General features: G+C 65.4%; 17 protein-coding genes and 3 tRNA genes. 1 reads left to right on the forward strand and 19 read right to left on the reverse strand.

Features of this window, described 5'->3' with window-relative positions:
* Positions 1-450: 450 nt before the first annotated feature.
* The 13 genes from KA261_00985 to KA261_01045 form a co-directional block, all read right to left on the reverse strand.
* Entirely contained in the window at positions 451-870 is a 420-nt protein-coding gene (locus KA261_00985; protein MBP7696360.1) for a hypothetical protein, read from the reverse strand.
* Between the two features lie 31 nt (positions 871-901).
* Positions 902-3,013, reverse strand: a complete 2,112-nt coding sequence (locus tag KA261_00990) for a hypothetical protein (protein ID MBP7696361.1) — start codon at positions 3,011-3,013, stop codon at positions 902-904.
* 29 nt (positions 3,014-3,042) lie between these two features.
* The gene (locus KA261_00995; GenBank protein MBP7696362.1) at positions 3,043-3,732 is read right to left on the reverse strand and encodes a tetratricopeptide repeat protein; all 690 of its coding nucleotides are present in this window, start codon (positions 3,730-3,732) and stop codon (positions 3,043-3,045) included.
* Between the two features lie 128 nt (positions 3,733-3,860).
* Positions 3,861-5,396: an outer membrane protein transport protein gene (locus KA261_01000; GenBank protein ID MBP7696363.1), complete on the reverse strand. Its 1,536-nt coding sequence runs from the start codon at positions 5,394-5,396 to the stop codon at positions 3,861-3,863.
* A gap of 199 nt (positions 5,397-5,595) precedes the next feature.
* Positions 5,596-5,672 (reverse strand) — tRNA-Arg (locus tag KA261_01005).
* Positions 5,673-5,739: 67 nt separating this feature from the next.
* Positions 5,740-6,303 (reverse strand): adenine phosphoribosyltransferase, encoded by a 564-nt coding sequence (locus tag KA261_01010; GenBank protein MBP7696364.1) that lies wholly within the window; start codon positions 6,301-6,303, stop codon positions 5,740-5,742.
* The gene (locus KA261_01015) at positions 6,278-6,556 is read right to left on the reverse strand and encodes an acylphosphatase (protein MBP7696365.1); all 279 of its coding nucleotides are present in this window, start codon (positions 6,554-6,556) and stop codon (positions 6,278-6,280) included. Before KA261_01015 ends, KA261_01010 begins: the two co-directional genes overlap by 26 nt.
* A gap of 24 nt (positions 6,557-6,580) precedes the next feature.
* Positions 6,581-7,075, reverse strand: a complete 495-nt coding sequence (locus KA261_01020) for a TIGR00725 family protein (GenBank protein ID MBP7696366.1) — start codon at positions 7,073-7,075, stop codon at positions 6,581-6,583.
* A gap of 416 nt (positions 7,076-7,491) precedes the next feature.
* Positions 7,492-7,565, reverse strand: a tRNA-Pro gene (locus KA261_01025).
* Between the two features lie 127 nt (positions 7,566-7,692).
* Positions 7,693-11,265 (reverse strand): hypothetical protein, encoded by a 3,573-nt coding sequence (locus KA261_01030; protein ID MBP7696367.1) that lies wholly within the window; start codon positions 11,263-11,265, stop codon positions 7,693-7,695.
* 263 nt (positions 11,266-11,528) lie between these two features.
* Entirely contained in the window at positions 11,529-12,290 is a 762-nt protein-coding gene (gene surE, locus KA261_01035; protein MBP7696368.1) for a 5'/3'-nucleotidase SurE, read from the reverse strand.
* Positions 12,283-12,747 carry a DinB family protein gene (locus tag KA261_01040; GenBank protein MBP7696369.1) on the reverse strand — a complete coding sequence of 155 codons (465 nt, stop codon included), beginning with the start codon at positions 12,745-12,747 and terminating at the stop codon, positions 12,283-12,285. The genes surE and KA261_01040 overlap by 8 nt, the downstream gene beginning before the upstream one ends.
* A gap of 53 nt (positions 12,748-12,800) precedes the next feature.
* Positions 12,801-13,481, reverse strand: a complete 681-nt coding sequence (locus tag KA261_01045; protein ID MBP7696370.1) for a glycosyltransferase family 2 protein — start codon at positions 13,479-13,481, stop codon at positions 12,801-12,803.
* Positions 13,482-13,748: 267 nt separating this feature from the next.
* Between KA261_01045 and KA261_01050 the strand changes: the two genes are divergently transcribed.
* The gene (locus KA261_01050) at positions 13,749-15,173 is read left to right on the forward strand and encodes an FAD-binding oxidoreductase (protein ID MBP7696371.1); all 1,425 of its coding nucleotides are present in this window, start codon (positions 13,749-13,751) and stop codon (positions 15,171-15,173) included.
* Positions 15,174-15,266: 93 nt separating this feature from the next.
* On the opposite strand, the gene KA261_01055 is transcribed toward KA261_01050, so the two are convergent.
* From KA261_01055 to rplQ, 6 genes are all read right to left on the reverse strand, one after another.
* Positions 15,267-15,344: transfer RNA gene (locus KA261_01055), tRNA-Pro, on the reverse strand.
* A gap of 67 nt (positions 15,345-15,411) precedes the next feature.
* Positions 15,412-15,762 carry a MerR family transcriptional regulator gene (locus KA261_01060; protein ID MBP7696372.1) on the reverse strand — a complete coding sequence of 117 codons (351 nt, stop codon included), beginning with the start codon at positions 15,760-15,762 and terminating at the stop codon, positions 15,412-15,414.
* Positions 15,763-15,787: 25 nt separating this feature from the next.
* Positions 15,788-16,792 (reverse strand): NAD(P)-dependent glycerol-3-phosphate dehydrogenase, encoded by a 1,005-nt coding sequence (locus tag KA261_01065; protein MBP7696373.1) that lies wholly within the window; start codon positions 16,790-16,792, stop codon positions 15,788-15,790.
* Positions 16,785-17,453 carry a glycerol-3-phosphate 1-O-acyltransferase PlsY gene (plsY, locus tag KA261_01070; GenBank protein ID MBP7696374.1) on the reverse strand — a complete coding sequence of 223 codons (669 nt, stop codon included), beginning with the start codon at positions 17,451-17,453 and terminating at the stop codon, positions 16,785-16,787. The genes KA261_01065 and plsY overlap by 8 nt, the downstream gene beginning before the upstream one ends.
* A 107-nt stretch (positions 17,454-17,560) precedes the next feature.
* The gene (locus KA261_01075; GenBank protein ID MBP7696375.1) at positions 17,561-18,043 is read right to left on the reverse strand and encodes a hypothetical protein; all 483 of its coding nucleotides are present in this window, start codon (positions 18,041-18,043) and stop codon (positions 17,561-17,563) included.
* Positions 18,044-18,234: 191 nt separating this feature from the next.
* A complete protein-coding gene (rplQ, locus tag KA261_01080; GenBank protein MBP7696376.1) occupies positions 18,235-18,654 on the reverse strand; it encodes a 50S ribosomal protein L17 in 420 nt (139 codons plus the stop codon).
* Positions 18,655-18,663: the final 9 nt, after the last annotated feature.

The raw sequence follows: 18,663 nt of genomic DNA on the forward strand, positions 1-18,663 counted from the left end.
CCGGCGGCCGTGAGAAGTTCCCTGTGCAACGTCACGACGCGGCCGCCACCTGAAGTAAACGCTCTGCGGCTCAACAAGTTTCTCCCACCCATTTCGCTGCGGCGCCCAGCTTCTTCGCTGCCCGACCGGCGGGCGCCGTTGAGCGCCTCGCACCGTTCTGACCGGCCTCTGAACAGAACCCCGCTGCCGTCGCCGCAACTCTCGGCCAACAACCTATCACACAACCTGATGTGTGACCTGTTCAGAACCAGAGCACCGTGGTGTCAGATTTCCACCCGCGCTCGCAGTTATCGCGCAGGTGCACTGCCCGCTTGCACAATCTGTCGCGCCTATGTACGACTCTCCCCTTCGGAAATCAACTTAAAATTTCTCCGTTCTCACATTTGCGCCCCGCGTCCGCCGTCCACGACGGCCGATTGACCGGCAGCAGAAGAATGCAGGGGAAAAATGCTAGAGCTTGACCTTCTCGGCCAAATCCCCCAGCAGCGGCAGCCGAATTCCCCGCCCCTGAAGCGCGAGCGCCACCCCGGCCACCGCCAGCCCGACCGCGAGAATCAGAATGACCCTAAACACGAACGACGACACCCCGTCGACAAGAAAGAGCACGGCCACGACCTCGACGAGGAACAGGAGCATGCCCTGCCGTGCATGGAAGCGCGCTTCCTTGTTGTCCCGTATATTCAGGAGGGGGACGAGGCAGAGAATCGGGATGTAGGCCATGACGGCCGCCAGGCGCCCCTCTTCGGTCTCGAATTCTCCCTCGTCGATTCCCCGCCTTCGAGCGGCCCGTTCCTCGGCCGACTGTTGGAGGCGCTCGGGGGCGGCGGCGTCGGCCGCCGCGTTGTCATCGCGAAAAAACGACTCGGTCATAGCTCCTCCGTTCCCCGCGCGCCGTTCGGGGTCACGACCAGAATGGCTCCCGGTGGCGCTCGAACACCTCTAGCGCGATCGGCTTTCCCTCGGGCCAGGTTTCGAGTTTCTGCCGGCCGTCGAGAATCGTCACGCTGAACCCGACCGGACCGAAGCCGCGCTCCAGCACCAGATCGCGGGGGATGGCCAATTCGAGCACGTCCTCGAGCGCCACCTCGTACCCTTTCTCGGCGTCCACCCGGCGCCCGCCGTGGGCCACCGGCGCGTTGAGCCGCACCGGTTGCGGCGCCTGAAACACCACCTCGACCGCCGGCTCGACTATCGATAGTAGCGCCTTTCTATTGACGAAGTCAACCCGAATGTAGAGACGCTCGTGGTCGTAGGCGAAATAGATCGCGGAGACCAGCCGGTCGACCCGGTGCATGCTCCCCCCCGCCTCGGCGCAGTCGTACATGCCGGCCCCCGCCCATTCGTAGAAGTGCGTCACCCGCCCGTCGATCGCCGGCGTGAGCAGAGCGTCGGGGAGGACAGTCCGCGACTTGGTCTCCCCCTGGTAGATCGGTTCCCACAGGCGGTCGGGCACATCCAACCCGAGGAGGCGGTAGACGGCCACGAGGTGCCGCCGGAAGATGTGGTCGAAAGTTTTGTTGTCGAATCCCCGGTGCTCATCGCCAAACCACCAGCACCAGTCCGATCCCTCGGCGATATAGATTTGCCGCCAGGCCGCTGCCAGCGCGGCCGGGTCGGCCGCCGGGCGCTCCTCCTGGTATTTCACCAGCGCGTCGCGCGCGTCGCTGAGCAGGTCCCACGCGACGTTGTCTTCCTCGTGCCCGATCCAGATCCGGAAAGCGTGATTGATCCACGAGCCGGCGAACAGTTTCGGCAGCGGCCGCGCCGCCACCCCCTCGGTCGCCTCGCTGATCGTCACCGTCCGTATATCCGGATCGGTCGCCAGCTGATGGTAGAGCAGCCGGAGGAAATCCCGGCCATCGGCGGGATAATACTCCCAAGCGTTCTCGCCGTCGAGAATCACCGGCACCACGGGCTCGACCCCGGCCGCCAGCGTCCGCCGCCCGATCTCCTTGATCTGCGCGACGAAGTCCTGCACGGCGCGCTCCGCCTCCCAGCCGGAGTAGACGAACCCCACCCGGTCAGAGAGCGCGTGGTCGCGGAAGAGCATGCGCACGCCCGTGCTGTGCTGATAGACCGCGTGGGGCGGATTGTCGGCCCGGTCGAGACCGGATTTCTTCAGCGAGGCGGTCAGGATTTCCTCGTCGGTGGCGATCCAGCTCACGCCGTTCTTGGCGCACAGCGCCGCCACCTCCTCCGACACCGATCCCTCCGAGGGCCACATCCCGGCCATCTCCCGCCCGAACAGCTCCCGGTACTTCTCCTGCGCCATGACGATCTGCTTCTCGGCATCCTCGGGATGCCGGAAGCGGCGGGGCAGATTCGTTCCCGGAATCGCCTCGCGCGCGACGTCGGTGTCGCACAGCAGGGGGAGAATCGGGTGGTAATAGGGCGTAAATGATACCTCGATCCGCCCTTCGCGGAACAGGCGCTGGTAGGTGGGCACGATCCGGGCGATGAACTGCACCTGCCAGTCGAGGAGGGCGTGCTTGTGGCCCTCGGTGAAGTAGCGCCCCCGCGCCAAAAGCGATCGGATCGGCTCCTCATCGCGAAAGAGCGGGTCCACCCAGGCAAGATTCGACCACACCTGGAGATCCCGGAATTCCTCCGAAGTGAACAGCGCCGGCAGCACCGACTCTCCGAGGTTGCTCCGGTACTTGCGGTAGAGTTCGGCGTAGCGGGCGTAGGGCTCGATCATCGTCGCCGGGTGCCCGGCGAAAAAGGTGGTGAGAATCTCCCGCCGCAGGTCGGCGTCCAGTTGGTCGGAGGGGACCCGCGAGAGCTCCAAATGGCGGTCGACCCCGCCGTCAACGTAGAGCTGAAATTGATCGAGGAGGGAGGGGACGAGGTTGAAGGTTACGCGGATGTTTGGCTGTTCGGCCGCCAGGAGCGGCATGTCGAGGTAGTCTTTGACGGCGTGGAGGCGCACCCACGGGAGGACCAGGCGCCGCGACTGCGGCTCCTGGTAATTGGGCTGGTGCATGTGCCAGAGAAGCGCAACTTTGATCGGCATACCCACGGCCGCCCGGCCCCGGACGCCCCTTAGGGCGCCGTTTTCGCCGGCACTGCTTGTGCGGCGAACAGCCGCGCCGCCCGGTTGTAAATCTCCGTGCCGGCATACTTGTCGCGCAGCGAGTCGAGCTCCTCGCGCGCCTTGTCAACCTGGCCCGCCGCCAGGTAGTTGCGCATCGCCCCCGTATGGTAATCCCAGGCCAGCGGGCCCTCCGGATACTCGGCCGCCGCTTCCCGGTACTTCTGGGCCGCAGCCGCGTTGTTGCCCTGCTCCTCGTTGGCGGCCGCGATCCCGGCCAGGGCCGCCGCCCGGTCGGTCCGGTTGTCACGGTACTTGGCCAGGTACTGCTCCCACCACCGGATGGCTTCGGCGAAATTCCGCAGTTCAAACTGGATCTGCCCCAGCAAGTAGGTGGCGTTATCGGCCGTCTCGTGCCCGCCGTGCTCGTCCACAACTTCCTGCAACGTCGTCAGCGCCACCTGGCGGTTGCCGTTGCGGTATTCAGCCATCCCCTGGGCGAACAATCGGCTTCCCTCGGCCTCCCGGCTGGTCCGGCTGCTCGCGAAGTAGACGACGGCCACCACCGCGAGCACGAGGACCACCCCGCCGATCACAAGAAACTGCCAGTTTTCGGCCACCCGCTGTTTCGACGTCAGGACGAACGCCGTGAATTTGTCTTCTTTGATCTGCCGCTTGGACAGCTTGACTTTGCTCTGCATCCGTTTCTCTCCGGCCGGTTACCGGCGCCGTTTTACACTCGTTATCGGCTGCCGGGCCATCCGCGTTAGGATCAACTTATTCCGGGCGCGACCGAGCCCGACCGCGCCGCCTCTCGAGGTTCTCCGCTCTAGAAGTACCCCGTAAACGTCGCGCTCACATGGTGGTTTCTGATTCGCTGGTGAAACGCCCCGGTTCGCACCGTCCCGGGCACCCCGGTGTCCCAGTCGCGGGTCAGGTACGAATAGGCGAAATCAAGGTGCACCTGCTTCCACCAGATCCCGGCGCCAGCCGAGAGGCGCACCCCGTTGGTCCGCTCCTGCTTGGCCACCAGCCGGCCCGTCACCGAGGCGCTGTCCAGCCCCAGGACCGCGTTCGCCGTGTCCGACTCATCCCGCTCGTAGCTCGGGACAATCGTCGGCACGTAGGCCAACCCGAACCGCAGCGGAATCGTCCCCCAAGTCTGGTCCCAGAGGTACTCCGCCCCCACCGCCACCTGCAGCACGTCTTTCCACAGCGTGTCGGCCGCGACCGTCGTGAAGAACTCCTCGTTCTCGCCGCCCGGATCGATTTTGACGCTGTCGCGCAGGAGCACGCCCTGGGTGCTGAACCGCCGGTACTCCACATCCGCCGTCAGCACCGTCCGCTCGTTTGCCTTGTACGCCACGCCCGCCCCTATCATCCAGGGCATCTCGTACTTGGTCACCATGTCGTCGAAATAGAAGGTATCGGTTTCCTGGGCCGCCACGCGCTCGTTCTTCTTGGCGATCTCGTAGATCGACCGGTCAGTCTCCACTTCGAGGTCGAAGGGGGTCCGGATGATAAGCCCGGCCGCGAGCGGGCTGGCGTTGTAGCGCACACCGAGAGTGAAGTTGTAGCCCGAAAACCGGTTGGAGTCGATCACGGTCGTCGCATACACCTGCGAGTATTCCTGGAACGAGTAGTCGATGCGATCCTGGGAGGATTCGTAACTCGCCGCGTGCCGCACCGCCGTTCCGCTGTACACGTTGAGGGCCGCGCCGACCGACCACTCGCGGTAAATCCGCGTCCCGAAACCGAAACTCACCGCCTTCAGCGCCCCGTCCATCTCCGACTCCCGGTTCACCGTATAGTGCACCACGGTGTCCACGAATATCGTGTCCGGGGTGGTGAAGGTGTCGCGGAACGTGGTGTCGAACGAGAACTGGTACCCCTGGTACTCGTCGAATCCCGTCGAGTAGGTGAACGACCCGACGAAGGGGTGTCCCTTGATGCGGAGGGGGGCCGCGAAATCCAGGGCCGTGATCCCGCTGATCCACCCGTTGTGGTCGAAGCGCGTCTGCGACGGATCGAGCACGAACTGCGGGTCGGTGTCGGTGTACCCGCGCGGCAGGGTGCTCCCGTAGGTGGCCGAGATGACGGGCTGGCTGAGAGTGTACAATCCCGCCGGGTTCCAGCTGATCGCGGTCACGTCATCCGACAGCCCGAGGAACGCTCTCCCCATCCCCAGCGCGCGCGCGCCGCCGCCGCTGAAATCGATCTGGTAGCCCTCGAGAGCGGGCCGGCTGAAATCCCAGACGTCGAACTCCAGACGATTTCCGTACTCCAGGCCCACGCCCCCCTGGGCGAACACCGTTGTTCCGATCAGCAGCAGCACCACCGTGCCCTTCACCGTCAACGACTTCATTACCTTCGACTCCTTATCGTATCGCACAACTAACTTCCACTGCTACAGACGCACCGGGACCGAAAATTAACCAACAAATATAGGCCTGCCCCAATCGCCTGTCAAACGATTTCCCCGCCGGGTCCCCGGTCTAGATGCATGTTCGCGAATGGGTTGACCTCCTCCGGCGCAATCCTTGCCCCTTTCCTGCCGTCTTTTTTGGTACCCCCGGCAGGAATCGAACCTGCGGCACGCGGTTTAGGAAACCGCTGCTCTATCCGACTGAGCTACGGGGGCGCCGTCTCGCGCAATCCGCCCCGCAAGAAACCCTCGCCGCCCGGCTTTGTCAACGACCTTTTCCCCCTCACTCCGAGTCATAGGAGACCAGGTAGCGGACATCGTACCCGGAGAGTTTCTCCCGCCACGGGAGGAAGCGCAGATCGATCACCGCCGCCACCCCGGCCACGACGCCGCCCAGCCGTTCGACCAGCCGGCAGGCGGCCAGGAGCGTTCCCCCGGTGGCGATCAAATCATCGACCACCACCACTCGGTCACCCGGCAGGACCGCATCCGCATGCACCTCGAGCCGGTCGGTCCCGTACTCCAGTTCGTACTCCTCGCTCACCGTCGTATAGGGCAATTTCCCCGGCTTGCGAGCCGGGATAATCGACAGCCCCAGGCGGTCGGCCAGAGCGGCCCCGAAGAAGAAACCCCGCGACTCGATCGCCAGGATTCTCTCCGCCTGTACGCCCCGCACGTACCCCTCCAACTGGTCCACCGCCCGCCGAAACCCGGCCGGGTTCTGCAGGAGGGTGGTGATGTCGTAGAAATTGATCCCCGGTCTGGGGAAATCCGGGACGCTGCGGATGTACCGTTTCAGTTCTTCGCCGCCCGCGCCCAGACTAGTGTGTGATGTCGAATCCCGCATACGTACCTGTATACTCCTGCCAGTCGATGTCAACTGCCCGGACGACCGCCAGGGAAGGGCCTTCCCGAAGATCGTCGATAAATGCGTCCAGCGCGCCCCGCTCCCCCTCGGCCAGGGCGGTAACCGAACCGTCCCGGTTATTCCGCACCCAGCCCGTCACCCCGCGGAGGTGCGCCCGTTTGAGCGCCCACCAGCGGAACCCTACCCCCTGAACCTCCCCTTTCACGGTCACGATTGCCCCGGCGAGCTTCACTGCCGCGCCTCCGCCCGACCCATCCTACTCGGTCTCCGCTCCCTGGGGCGCGCCGGTCGCCAGCTCCATGGCCATTTTCGCCGCTTCTTCCGGATCCTCGACCAGCGGGATCCCTTCGCCCAGTTTCCACGCCCCCACCGAGATCAGGGGCTTGCCCATCTGCATGGTGAACGCCATCTCCGACAGGGTGCCGTATTTGCCGGGAAAAGCGATGACGGCATCGGCCGCCCGCACCACGAGGATGTTGCGGGCTTCGCCGAACCCGGTCGGGATCACATAGTCGATATGGTCGTTGGCGTCGTTTTTGTCCATCCCTGGGAGGATTCCGATGGTGGCGCCGCCGGCTTCCTTGGCGCCCCGGGCCGCCCCCTCCATCACCCCGCCAAGTCCTCCGCAGACCACCACTCCCCCGTGCGCGGCGACATACCTGCCGGCCGCCGCCGCCATGTCGCGCAGTTTCTTCGAGCACTTCCCGGCGCCGACAATGGCGATCACCACCGGTCGTTGTCCCTCTGGCATCGTGGCTTCCCTTTCGCTCTCCTGAGGTGACTCCCCTTCTACTTCCCGATATCGCGTTCACGCGGTGCGCCGGGCCGGGGCCTTGCCGACCGGGCACGCCCGATCCCTCGTCTCGCAGCGACACACCCTCGATGAATGACTGTTGTTGATGAGCTTTCCCGGCGCCGGACGCATCCGTCGGCGATGCCGGCCGGCAGAGCCGAAACCGAGCCCTTTGCGAGCCCTTGTGATAGTCCTTTACCTGCTAACCTGACAGTGAAGCCTCACTCGCCGCGGCGCCCGCCGACCGGGGCCGACGACCCTGAGAGGGGTCCGCCCTGCCCGGCAGAATTCTCTTTCGGCGGCCCACCCCGCATGGTGGAATCGTGCACCCGCCGCTGACCGGTGGCCCACCATTGCTGGTGGGGGGAGAAAAATCGGGGCGACTGGATTTGAACCAGCGACTCCTTAGTCCCGAACCAAGTGCGCTACCAAACTGCGCTACGCCCCGATTGTTTCCGAGACCCCCTCAAGTAAGCCTATTTTACCCCCGTGTCAACAGGATTTTGCACCCCCGAAGGCGGAAGAGACGCTCAGCCGGCGCCCGCAGCCGACCGTGCGACCCAAGAAATTCGCCGTCACGGACATGCCTCCGGCGCGGGTCCGCCGCGGAAGAGATAGGCAATCAGGAAGGTGACGTCGGCCACATTGATCCCCGACTCGCCGTTCACATTGGCCGCCCCGGGCAAGACCGGGGCAGGATCTCCCCTGAAGAGGTACGCTACGAGGTACGTGACGTCAGCGACAGTTATCTGCCCGTCGGCAGTGACGTCTCCACACCGATACTCATACGTCGCGGCCGGGAAATGAACGCTCACGATCCGATGATCGCCGAGAAAATCACCGGGAAGCGTCCCCGGTTGAATCAGCAGATCCATTTGGAAGAGCGTTTCGGCGGCGGGGACCTCGATGCGCCAGCGAAAAACCCCGGTGTCGCCGGCGGCCAGCGCGGCAATCACGGTGTCCGTTTCTGCCGTCGCCTGCACCGACGAGCTGTCCTCCGCCGCAAGCCCGGCCCGCACCTCGTGCACGGCCGTCTCGGACACATTGCGCACGGTCGCGGTCAGATGCTTGCCGAGTCCATCCTCGGCTAACTCATACTCTGTAACGACGACCACCGGCGGCGCCGTGAGACCCATATCGGCGAGCACCGTGAAGGCGGAGTCGAAGGCCGGACCGAGTTGGCGCAACCGCGCAGTTGTCTCGTCGACGAGCATGAGGAGACTGTCGCAGTCTGCACCTGCCGGTTCGGCCACAGAGGCAAACCCGAGCGCCAACTGGCACAGCGCCGCAGTCAGGTCATTCGCCGCGCCATGGGCCATCGCGTAACCATACAGTGAGTCCAGCAGCGGCAGAGTATCGCTCTGGTTCCCGATCACTGCGCAACCCAGGGTGGCGTTGGTGATAGCGGAGGCTGTCGCCAGCACGTCCATTGCGGAATCGAGGGCCGCCATACTTGCTCTGGCCGAATCCCAGTCGCCTGCCGCAATGAGCCGGCGGATTTCTTCAAGGCGGTCGGCCGCGCCGGACGCGGCCGTTTCAAGTGAATCGCTCCATTGCCCCGGAATCCGGAAACGCTGCGGCCCCGCGGACAAGCCGCTGTCCGCAAGCACCTTCGGCACGACATCAAACGCTGTCTGTTTCACCTCGCGGAGCTGTGCGGGGAGGTGGACATGAAGCTGGTAAGCTCCCACACCCATTCCCAGGCCATACAGAGCGATCTTTCCCCACGACAGCAGGTTTGCGATCTTCAGCAACGCCCCCCATAGGCCGACTCCGGAGAGGGCGCTGATGACGCATCCGATCCCCCCTGTGCTTCCGCAGAGAGCGATACCAACCGCCAGGGCAACTGCCAGACCTATCACGGTGGCAGCCAGAAGAATAAGTTCGGCTATTTCAGCCCAGACCGCCGCTGTGATCGCTCCGTTTACCGTCTGGACCGCCACCGAATTCCCGCCCTCAATCTCCGGAATCTCGACGCCCCGCACCGACGCGATGATCTCCTCCGCTCCCCCTTCCTGAAAGTCTCCGCCCGAAGCATGAGTCACACCTGCTTCCAGCGAGTGTTTGGTCCCCCCGATGTAGAGGGCATCCGGAGGCGAACTTGGGGGAACATAGAGAGGTATCCCCGTTTCGTACAGCCATCGGTTGAGGTCCGCCAACAGACCCTGCAACAGCGGCTCGGATACTTGCTCCAAGACGACTTTTCCGGTCTTCGCTTCAATCGCATGAACCATCTGCCAGCCGGTCTGCAGTGCCAGCGACTGGGCCTCAGCCTGCGCCAGCCCGTACTGCCCCATGAGCAGGGGTGTCATCTGGTTGAAGTAAGAGGTGACGAGATGGCTATTGAACCTGTGGAGTACGGCACTCAGCCATCTCGTGGCCTGGTCGACTTTGTCGTAGCACCAGTTGAACCCCCAGACATGTTTCAGCGGCCGCAACACCCGCTCCAGTTTGTCCACCGCGAGTTTGAGCAACAGCGATGTGGCTGTCTTGAGCGTGCACTTTGCAGTCAGCACGGCGAGCGAATCCGCTCCCGGCTCCTCCGGCGACCCATACGCCGCCTTCGCCCCCTCTTCGAGCAGCAGAAGGCGCAGGACGGCCTCCAGATCCTTGCTCGTCGCTGTGCCCGCCGCCACCTCCGCTTCGACCTCGTCCAGAAACACCTGCGCGGCCTGCTCGGCGTCCTCGTAGAACGGCTCTGCGAGGAAGAAGTCGATGAGCGCCTGCTTGTCGTCCAGCTCGCTGCCTCCCCAGACAACGTAGGTGACAGTCGCCGTTTGAGGGCTGTTGTCCGCCTCGGCGCAAGCCACCGCGACATTCGCCTCATAGGTGCCGGCCGGCAGAGCCGTCGTGTTGACGCTCAGGTTCACAGTCGACCCGCTGCCGGTACCGGAGGCGGGGGTCACGTTAAGCCACGGTTGGTCGGAATCGGCCTCCCACGCCGGTGTCCCGCCCCCGCTGATGGTGATGGTGAGCTCCTGGCCGGCGGGAAGCGGTCCGCCCGGAACTGCCGCAAAACCGAAATGCAGCGGCTCCAATGCAAGGTGAGGCTCATCCCCCAGCGAACGCGTCAGATAGATCTCCCAGTTGCCGTCCCGGTAATCCTGCCAGACGACCCAGAACTCGCCCGGCAGGGAGGGCAAGACCGCGACATCGGGATACTGCTGTGCAGCCGGATCGGCAGTGACGCGGAGATCGGGGAATCCGGTCGCCCCATTGAAGGCCGTGCAGTAGATATCGAAGTCGCCCGATCGCGAATCCTGGAACACGGCCAGGCCGTTCGGCGACGTGTTGGCGAGACGGGCGTAGGAAGCGGTACCGGCCTGGTCGTTGATGCGATGCAGGCCGCCCGCGATTGTGTAGATGTTGTTACCGGACTCCACGGTGCGCCATTCCTGCACCCCGGACCATGCAATCGCCGGCCGGGCGTAATCACCGGTCAAAACGGTGGTCGAGCCGGAGGGACCGCAACCGGCATCGGTGTTGTGGCCCTTTATGTAGTAGTTGAAAATGTCGACATCCCGGAACAGCACGTGGGCAATTCCCGACGCGTCTGCTTCAACGGCCGGCACCCGACCGTCGCCGATCCCGGCAGTTCCCGGTTTCTTCGCCACGCAAACCGGACCGAGGTCGCTCGTCCGCCGATAAATGTGAACGTTGTGATCCGTGGTCCCCCTCTTGTCGCCAACCACTATACAGACGCCGTCCGGTGTGACCGCCACATCCGGATTGGTGACCTGACCCTCCGATACCTGCTGGGCCGGGACGATTACATTTCCTTCCGGATCGAGCTTCGCACCATAGATGCTGCCGAAATAGGCGGCGTCGGTGGTCCAGACGACGTAGCTGTTTCCCAGTGCGTCGACACCCACCGCCGGCTGGGAGGGAGTCCCGCTCGAGGTCACTTGTACGGGGCCGGCGACGGGCGCGCCGGCGAGGTCGAATTTCCCCCACCAGATTTGACTGGACCCGGAACGGTCGTCTTCCCAGACAACATAGAGGCAGGTGGCATCCATCTCGATGCGCGGATTGGCCGACGTCCCCGCGTGAGCAGTGAGCCGGACGGGCGTGAACTCCTGAGCCGACACACTCCCCCACACTCCGCTCGCCACCAGGAACAGGCAACCCAACCGTCCACGTGCGGTCATACAATCACCTCCGGATCAAACTTGCGAAGGACGTGTGACACGTCACTCGCGCAGATGTCAGCCACATCATATCGGAGATACGTCGTGCTGTTCAGAGGCAACCTGATACGACAGCCCGGCGCGCCGGAACGGGACGCACGCTCTGCCCCATGGTAAGACCCCTTCTGGGCATGTGGCACGGCGCACGGCACCGTCTTCCAGCTCTCGAAACCGACGATCTATATCGCACGGCCACACCCCCGTGCGGCAGTGTTCGTTTCCCCCTACATCGAGAATTGCCGCGTGCGCAGCTCGGCCAGCACCCTGTCGTCCGTGAAATTGAGCCGCAGCGGCGTGATCGACACCACGTTCCGGCTCACCGCCTCGAAATCGGTCCCCGCCTCGGTCCGCCACTTCGGCCGCCCCCCGATCCAGTAGTAGGGTTTGCCGCGCGGGTCGGTTTTCCGGATGATCACATCCTTGTACTGGCGGAACCCCTGCCGGGTGAATTCGTAGGCGCCGTAGGGCCGCCCCGTGTCGAGCGGCAGGTTGACGTTGAGGAAGACGTCGGGCGGGAGGTTCATCTGCCCGACGATGCGCACGAGCCGGGCGACGAAGTTGGCCGCCCGCACCATGGGCGTCCCCGGCTCGTAGTGGGCCATCGACACGGCCACCGACGGCACCCGCATGATCGAGCCCTCGATCGCCGCCGCCACCGTCCCCGAATAGGTCACGTCATCCCCCATGTTGGCGCCGTGGTTGATCCCCGAGATGATCATGTCCGGCTTGCCGTCCTTGAACACCAGGTGCACGCCGAGCATGACGCAGTCGGTCGGGGTCCCGTCGGTCGTGTAGCGCCGCTCGTCGATCTTCTGCACCCGCAGCGGCCGGTTGAGGGTGAGCGAATGCGAGGCGGCCGACTGTTCCGCGTTCGGGGCCACCAGGTAGACCTCGTGCGCCCGCGCGAGCACCCGGTAGAGGGTCGCGATTCCATCCGCCTGGTAGCCGTCGTCGTTGGTCAACAAAATCCGGAGCCGTTCAGACATTCGGCACCTCAAGCCCCTGCATGCGCATGAGCATGAAGATCTGGCCGCGGTGGCGCGCCTGGTGTTCCACCACGTGCCACACGAGCCACCGCTTCGAGAGGCGCTCGGTCGCCCCGCTGCTGTCGGTCACGGTGTAGAACACCTGGTCCCAGTCGGCCAGGTCTTCCCGTTCGAGGAACCCGGTGACAACGCACTCGTACTCGTCGAGGAGGCCGAGGATCTCGGCCCGGTCGCGCGCTCCGCGAAAGCGCGTGAAATCCGGCCGTCCGGGCGCGCCGGCGGCCACGTGGGCGATCCAGAAGAATTCGCAGTCGGCGATGTGGGCCAGGAGTCGTCCGATCGATGCCGTGTGGCGCGGGGGCGCCCAATCGAACTGCGCCTGCGTCAGACCCTCCACCGCCTTCCGCAATTCGCCGCGCACCGTGAAATAGTTGGAGAAAATCTCAGCTAGCTTCATGCCCTGTATGGTAGCGCCGATCGCCGCCCTTCGCAAGCCCGAATTGGCGCCGGTCAGACCCAGATCCGCCGCCAGATCTGGCGAATGAACCGCCCGGTGTCCGCGACCGGGTTGATGAACGACGGCGACCCCTCGTAGACGGTGGAAATCGGGGTTTCGACAATCTCGCAGCCGAGCGCTCCCGCCTTGAACAGCAACTCCGACTCGAAATCGTACCCCGCCGCGACCAGCGGGATCGCCCGCAGCACCGCGGTCGGGATCAAGCGGTAGCCCGACTGGCTGTCACGGACGCGCTGCGCGGAGAACACGGAGATGATCAGCGAAGTCAGATTGTTGGTGAGGCGCCGGTCCCAGGGCATCACTTTGGGATCCATGTGCCGCGTCCCGAGGACGATCCTCCGCCCGTTGTCCTGGGCGAAGAAACGGGGCAACTCCTCCGGCAGGTGCTGCAGGTCGGCATCGAGCGTCACGACCGAGCGGTACCCGCGCGCGAGCGCATACCGGTAACCCGCCCGCAGGGCCGCCCCTTTTCCCCGGTTGTCGGGATACGAGATGTAGTTGACCCGGTGCCGTTTGAGCCTCTCGAGCGTATCGTCGGTCGATCCGTCGTTGACCACGAGCAGGTGTTCGTCGGCCACGAACCGGCGGCACCGGGGGATCAAGTCATCGAGATACCGCCCGGCGTTGCACGCCGGGATGAGCACCAGCGTCGCCTCGCCCCGATTCTCGTCCATCGCAGGTCATTATACGGAAGGGCCGGGCGCCCGCGACACAAAAAGTTCACGATCGGAGAGCAGGTCGGGCGAAAGCCCCGGGCTGCGAGCCGGCCGGACGTTGGTTTAAAGACTCATTTGGACCACAATCAGACGGCCGGGGATCCGCGTATCACCGGACAGACAACGGCCAACATGCGGCCGCGGCCGATCGGCTGCGGCCAAGCTCAGGAAATCATGTCGGCGGCGGGCGACCGGGCGGTCTGCCGCACAGGAAGGAGACGCGGGATGAAAAAAGCCCGTCCCACCGAGGCGCGCGGCGGCCGAGCCGCCGCCCCTTCGGCCCCCCTCGAGTCGCTCGCCGGTTCGCTGCGGGGCACGCTGATCCGCCCCGGAGACAGCCGCTACGACGCGGCCCGCTCGGTCTGGAACAGCATGATCGACCGGACACCGGCCGCCATCGTGCAGGCCGCCGATTCCGCCGATGTCCGGCACACGGTCCGCTTCGCCCGGGAGCACCGCTTGCCTCTGTCCATTCGCGGCGCCGGGCACAACATCGCCGGGAACGCGGTCTGCGACGACGGTCTCACCCTGGACCTGTCCGGGCTGAAAGCGGTGCAGGTGGAGCCGGCCGCCCGTCGCGCCTGGGTCGGGGCCGGCGCCACGCTCGGCGACTTCGACCGGGCGGCCCAGGATTTCGGACTGGCCACTCCCCTCGGCATCAACTCCACGACCGGCATCGCCGGCCTCACGCTCGGCGGGGGCTTCGGATGGCTCACGCGAAAGTACGGGACAGCCGCAGACAACCTCCGCGGCGCCGAGGTCGTGCTCGCCGACGGCTCGCTGGTGCGGGCCAGCGACACCGAGCATCCCGATCTGTTCTGGGCGATCCGGGGCGGCGGGGGCAATTTCGGCGTCGTCACCCGGTTTGAATTCGACCTGCACCCGGTCGGCCCCAACGTGTACAGCGGCCTGGTGGTCTACCCGCACGCCGAGGCGAAGGCGGTGCTCCGGCAGTATCGCGACTATGTCGCGGAACTCACCGACGAATCCGCGTGCTGGCTGGTCTTGCGCCCCGCCCCGCCGGTTCCGTTCGTCCCGGCGGAAAAGCACGGGCAAAATGTGCTCGTCGTGATCTTTTTCCACGCCGGCGATCCCGAGGCGGGCCGGCGGGCCGCCGAGCCGCTGCGCCATCTCGGGCGGCCGGTGGGCGAAGCGCTCGGCGTCCAGCCGTACACGGGCTGGCAGTCGGCCTTCGACCCGCTCATGACGGCGGGCGCCCGGAATTACTGGAAGACGCATAATTTCACTGCCCTGCCCGACGCCCTGCTCGACGTGCTTGTGCGCTTGGCCGACCGCGTGCCGAGTCCCGAGTGCGAGGTCTTCCTCGGCCAGCTCGGCGGGGCGGCGGCCCGCATCCCGCGCGAGACCATCGCCTACCCGCACCGCGACGCCGACTTCGTCCTCAACGTCCACGCCCGCTGGCGGGCGGCCGAGGATGACGAGCGCTGCATCGCCTGGGCGCGCGAGTTGTTCCGGGCGACCGAGCCTTTCGCCACCGGAGGCGCCTATGTGAATTTCGTGACCGCCGACGAGTCCGACCGCATTAAGGGAATCTTCGGCGCCAACTACGACCGTCTCCGGCGAGTCAAGCGCGCCTATGACCCCGACAATCTGTTCCGGATGAACCACAACATCGCGCCGGGGCGGTAAGCGCCCGGCCGACATCAGGGCCGGGCGATGCGCCCGCGTCGTCCGGCCTTTTCGTTGTCGTGGGAGCTTCCGCCGGTCGCCCGGCCGGCAAAATGGTCGGAGCGAGCCGATTCGAACGGCCGACCTCTCGCACCCCAAGCGAGTGCGCTAACCAAACTGCGCTACGCTCCGATCCATCGGATCTAGACTGTCCCGCGCCGGTTACGCCCGTCCCAATCTATCAAAACCGCCGCCGAGTTCAAGAGAAATCTTTGAGGATGTCCTCGATATCCTTACGAATCTGGCCTATCAGCGTCTTCGTTCGCGCCGAGGCCACCATGGTCTCTTTGCTCTCGCTCGGCCGCCGCATCGTCAGCTTGGTCCGCGCCCCGGCGATCGTCAGTTTCTCCTCGGTGCGCAGGTGTTTGATGCGGTTGACCACCTCGATGTCCTTCTGCGTGTAGATCCGGTTCCCCCCGCGCGTCTTGCGCGGACAGAGCGTCGGAAACTCCTTCTCCCAGTATCGCAGCACGTAAGGTTCGAGCCCCGTGATGCGGGCCACCTCGCTGATCGAGTAGTACAGCTTCTCGTTGGCGTTGGTCTTCTTCATGGACCGCTCCTCGCGATGCGGTTCCTTACCAGATTTCCGGTTTCAGTTCTCTGCCCATGAGCTCCGCCACCGCCTCGGCCGGCGGCTTGTTATCGAACAAGACGGCGTGTACCTGCGCCGTGATCGGCATCTCCACGCCGTGCCGGTTCGCCAGGGCATGCCCCGAACGGGTCGTCTCCACTCCCTCGGCCACCATCGTCATCCCCGCCAGCACCCGCGCCAGCGTTTCGCCCCTGCCGATGTGTTCGCCCACATAGCGGTTGCGGCTGTGCCGCGACACGCAGGTGGTCACCAGGTCTCCCACCCCCGACAGCCCCGAGAACGTCAGCGGGTTGGCCCCCATCGCCACGCCGAGGCGGGTGATCTCGGCCAGGCCGCGCGTGATGAGCGCCCCCAGGGTGTTGTCCCCCAGCCCGAGTCCCCCCGCAATCCCGGCGGCGATTGCGATGATGTTCTTCAGCGCGCCCCCCAACTCCACGCCGGTCAGGTCGTCGCAGCAGTACACGCGGAAGGTCTGTCCTGAGAAGGTCTCCTGGACCTCCGCGCAGAACTCTTCGTTCACACCGCCGACCACCACGGTCGTCGGCATGTCCCTGGCCACTTCTTCGGCGTGCGACGGCCCGGAGAGGGTGGCGATGCGCCCGAGCGGTCGATCGAGGACCTCGGCCACCACCTCCGACATGCGCTTGAGCGTGCGGATCTCGATCCCTTTGGCCAGGTTGACGATGCCGACGTCGGGGCCAACCCGGCCGGCCAGCGGGTCGAGCGCCGACCGCATCCGCTGGGATGGGATCGCCAGCACGATCAGGTCCGCTCCGGCGACCGCCTCGCCGAGATCGTTGGTGATGCCAATCTGCTCATCGAGCCGGCACCCGGGCAGCTTTTTCGGATGAGTCCGGTGGCGGAGCAGGAGGGCATGCTCGGCGGGGTCGAACTCCCACAGCCGGACGCGGTGCCCGTTGGCGTGCAGCAGACGAGCCACGGCCAGCCCCCAGGACCCCGCCCCGAGGATGGCGACCCGCTCAGACATGGCGGCCCGCCCCCTGCGAATCGGCCGGCTGCCGGCGGCCGCCGAACCGGTGTTCCGTCCCGGCCCGCAGCCGCCCGATGTTGCCCCGGTGGGCGTACACGATGAGCAGCACGACGGCCGCCGATACCCAGAGATAGACCGAGGCCACCGGCCGGTGGAAAGCGTACTTTTCGATGAGAATGAACACCGGAAACGCCACTGCCGCCACCAGCGAGGCGAGCGAAACGTAGCGCCCGATCGCGAACACGGCCGCGAATACGCCGAACGCCAGGAGCGCCGGAACCGGCAGGAGAGCCAGCATCACCCCGAGCGCCGTGTTGACCCCCTTCCCCCCCCGGAACCGGAGGTAGACCGGGAAGAGGTGTCCGAGCACCGCAGCCAGACCGCAGAGGACGACGTAGGTGTCGGCTCCCGCGAATGGGATCGTCGCCGCCGCGGCATACCATCGTCCCAACAGCACCGCGGCCGCCCCTTTGGCGATGTCCAGTCCGTACACCCAGACAGCCCGGCGAAAGCCGAGCACGCGCGTGACGTTGGTGGCGCCGATATTTCCCGACCCGTGCCGGCGGATATCAGCAACTCCGAACAGGCGCGGGACGAGCAGCCCGAACGGGATGGCTCCCAACAGGTAGGCCACAGCTATCGGTCCGATCCACATCATGATGCGGTCGTCCTTCCGCCTCTTCTGCCCGCTGCCCCCGGCGCCGCGGCCGCCCGGCCGCTGGGCGACCGAAAGGGCTCATCCGGCCGCCGCTTCACTCCCGGTGCCTACTCGGCCGCCCCGGCGGTATCCGCCGGCGCCGCCTCGCCGCCCATGGTATCGGCCGGCGCGCTCTCCGCGGCCGGGGCCTGCCCCAGATTCACGTTGGGGTAGGCGCGTGAAATCGCCTCGATGAACTGGTAGGCCTCCAGCGAATCGAGCGCCCCGTCGTTGCGGATATGCTGGATCGACTGAATGAACAACGCCAGTCCTTCGGCATCCGGCTCCCGCTGCGCCCGCGCCTCGGCGAGAAACGCGTCCGCTGCGGCGTTCACCTGGACCGTATCGACGCCCGGCTGCGGTTTGTCGGCTACCATTTGCTTGATCTCTTCGGTCATCGTGACCGCTCCGTACTGCACCAGATCGGCTCGCTTCATATAGCAGACGATCCCGGCGACCACCACCAGGATGACCAGCACGCCGACGATGATGAGCGCGACGAGACAGCCGGTCGACATCCCTTTCTTCTGCTGCGGCGATTCCTGATTCATAACCCCTCGTTTGAGTTTACGGATGACTTTGGGTTACCTGGGATAAGGGTAGCACCGGCAGCGGGTTCTGGCAAGTCTTTAATGCAAACGTTGCGCACTTCGGCCGGCGCCCCGGCCGACCAACACAAAGCCCGCCGGAGGGGCGGGCTTTCAGTATCACAGCGGATGGCCGCGGGGGCTGAGTTGCCGGTCTACCGAGCCGCCCCCTTTTTCTCCTTGCCCTTCTTCGCCTTCTTCACCGGCTCTTCTTTGGGCCGTTCGGTGAGCAGCTCGACCACCGACAGGGCCGCCCCGTCGCCGCGCCGCACACCCAGTTTGACCACCCGGGTGAACCCTGACGCGCGGTCTTCGAACTGCGGCACGATCTCAGCGAAGAGCTTCTTGAAGATTCGCTTCTGATGGACCGTGCGAGCCACCTCACGCTTCGACGCCAGCGTCCCCTTCTTGGCATTGGTGATCAGCCGGTCGACCAGCGGCCGCAGCGCCTTCGCCTTGGCATCGGTGGTCTTGATCACCCGGTGCTCAAAGAGCGACATCGCCATATTGCGGAGCATGGCCTCGCGGTGCGATTTGGTTCGCCCCAGTTTTGCTATTTTATCCTGATGTCCCATCGCAAATCT

The sequence above is a fragment of the Candidatus Zixiibacteriota bacterium genome (assembly GCA_017999435.1).
Lineage (GTDB): Bacteria > Zixibacteria > MSB-5A5 > GN15 > FEB-12 > JAGNLV01.

Bases quoted from the DNA above. Each gene is read 5' to 3' on its own strand.
- KA261_01045 (MBP7696370.1), bottom strand. From the start codon at position 13,481: ATGGACGAGAATCGGGGCGAGGCGACGCTGGTGCTCATCCCGGCGTGC.
- KA261_01075 (MBP7696375.1), bottom strand. From the start codon at position 18,043: ATGAATCAGGAATCGCCGCAGCAGAAGAAAGGGATGTCGACCGGCTGT.
- KA261_00985 (MBP7696360.1), bottom strand. From the start codon at position 870: ATGACCGAGTCGTTTTTTCGCGATGACAACGCGGCGGCCGACGCCGCC.
- surE (MBP7696368.1), bottom strand. From the start codon at position 12,290: ATGTCTGAACGGCTCCGGATTTTGTTGACCAACGACGACGGCTACCAG.
- KA261_01020 (MBP7696366.1), bottom strand. From the start codon at position 7,075: ATGCCAGAGGGACAACGACCGGTGGTGATCGCCATTGTCGGCGCCGGG.
- KA261_01065 (MBP7696373.1), bottom strand. From the start codon at position 16,792: ATGTCTGAGCGGGTCGCCATCCTCGGGGCGGGGTCCTGGGGGCTGGCC.
- KA261_01000 (MBP7696363.1), bottom strand. From the start codon at position 5,396: ATGAAGTCGTTGACGGTGAAGGGCACGGTGGTGCTGCTGCTGATCGGA.
- KA261_01060 (MBP7696372.1), bottom strand. From the start codon at position 15,762: ATGAAGAAGACCAACGCCAACGAGAAGCTGTACTACTCGATCAGCGAG.
- KA261_00990 (MBP7696361.1), bottom strand. From the start codon at position 3,013: ATGCCGATCAAAGTTGCGCTTCTCTGGCACATGCACCAGCCCAATTAC.
- KA261_01010 (MBP7696364.1), bottom strand. From the start codon at position 6,303: ATGCGGGATTCGACATCACACACTAGTCTGGGCGCGGGCGGCGAAGAA.
- plsY (MBP7696374.1), bottom strand. From the start codon at position 17,453: ATGATGTGGATCGGACCGATAGCTGTGGCCTACCTGTTGGGAGCCATC.
- KA261_01050 (MBP7696371.1), top strand. From the start codon at position 13,749: ATGAAAAAAGCCCGTCCCACCGAGGCGCGCGGCGGCCGAGCCGCCGCC.
- rplQ (MBP7696376.1), bottom strand. From the start codon at position 18,654: ATGGGACATCAGGATAAAATAGCAAAACTGGGGCGAACCAAATCGCAC.
- KA261_00995 (MBP7696362.1), bottom strand. From the start codon at position 3,732: ATGCAGAGCAAAGTCAAGCTGTCCAAGCGGCAGATCAAAGAAGACAAA.
- KA261_01030 (MBP7696367.1), bottom strand. From the start codon at position 11,265: ATGACCGCACGTGGACGGTTGGGTTGCCTGTTCCTGGTGGCGAGCGGA.
- KA261_01040 (MBP7696369.1), bottom strand. From the start codon at position 12,747: ATGAAGCTAGCTGAGATTTTCTCCAACTATTTCACGGTGCGCGGCGAA.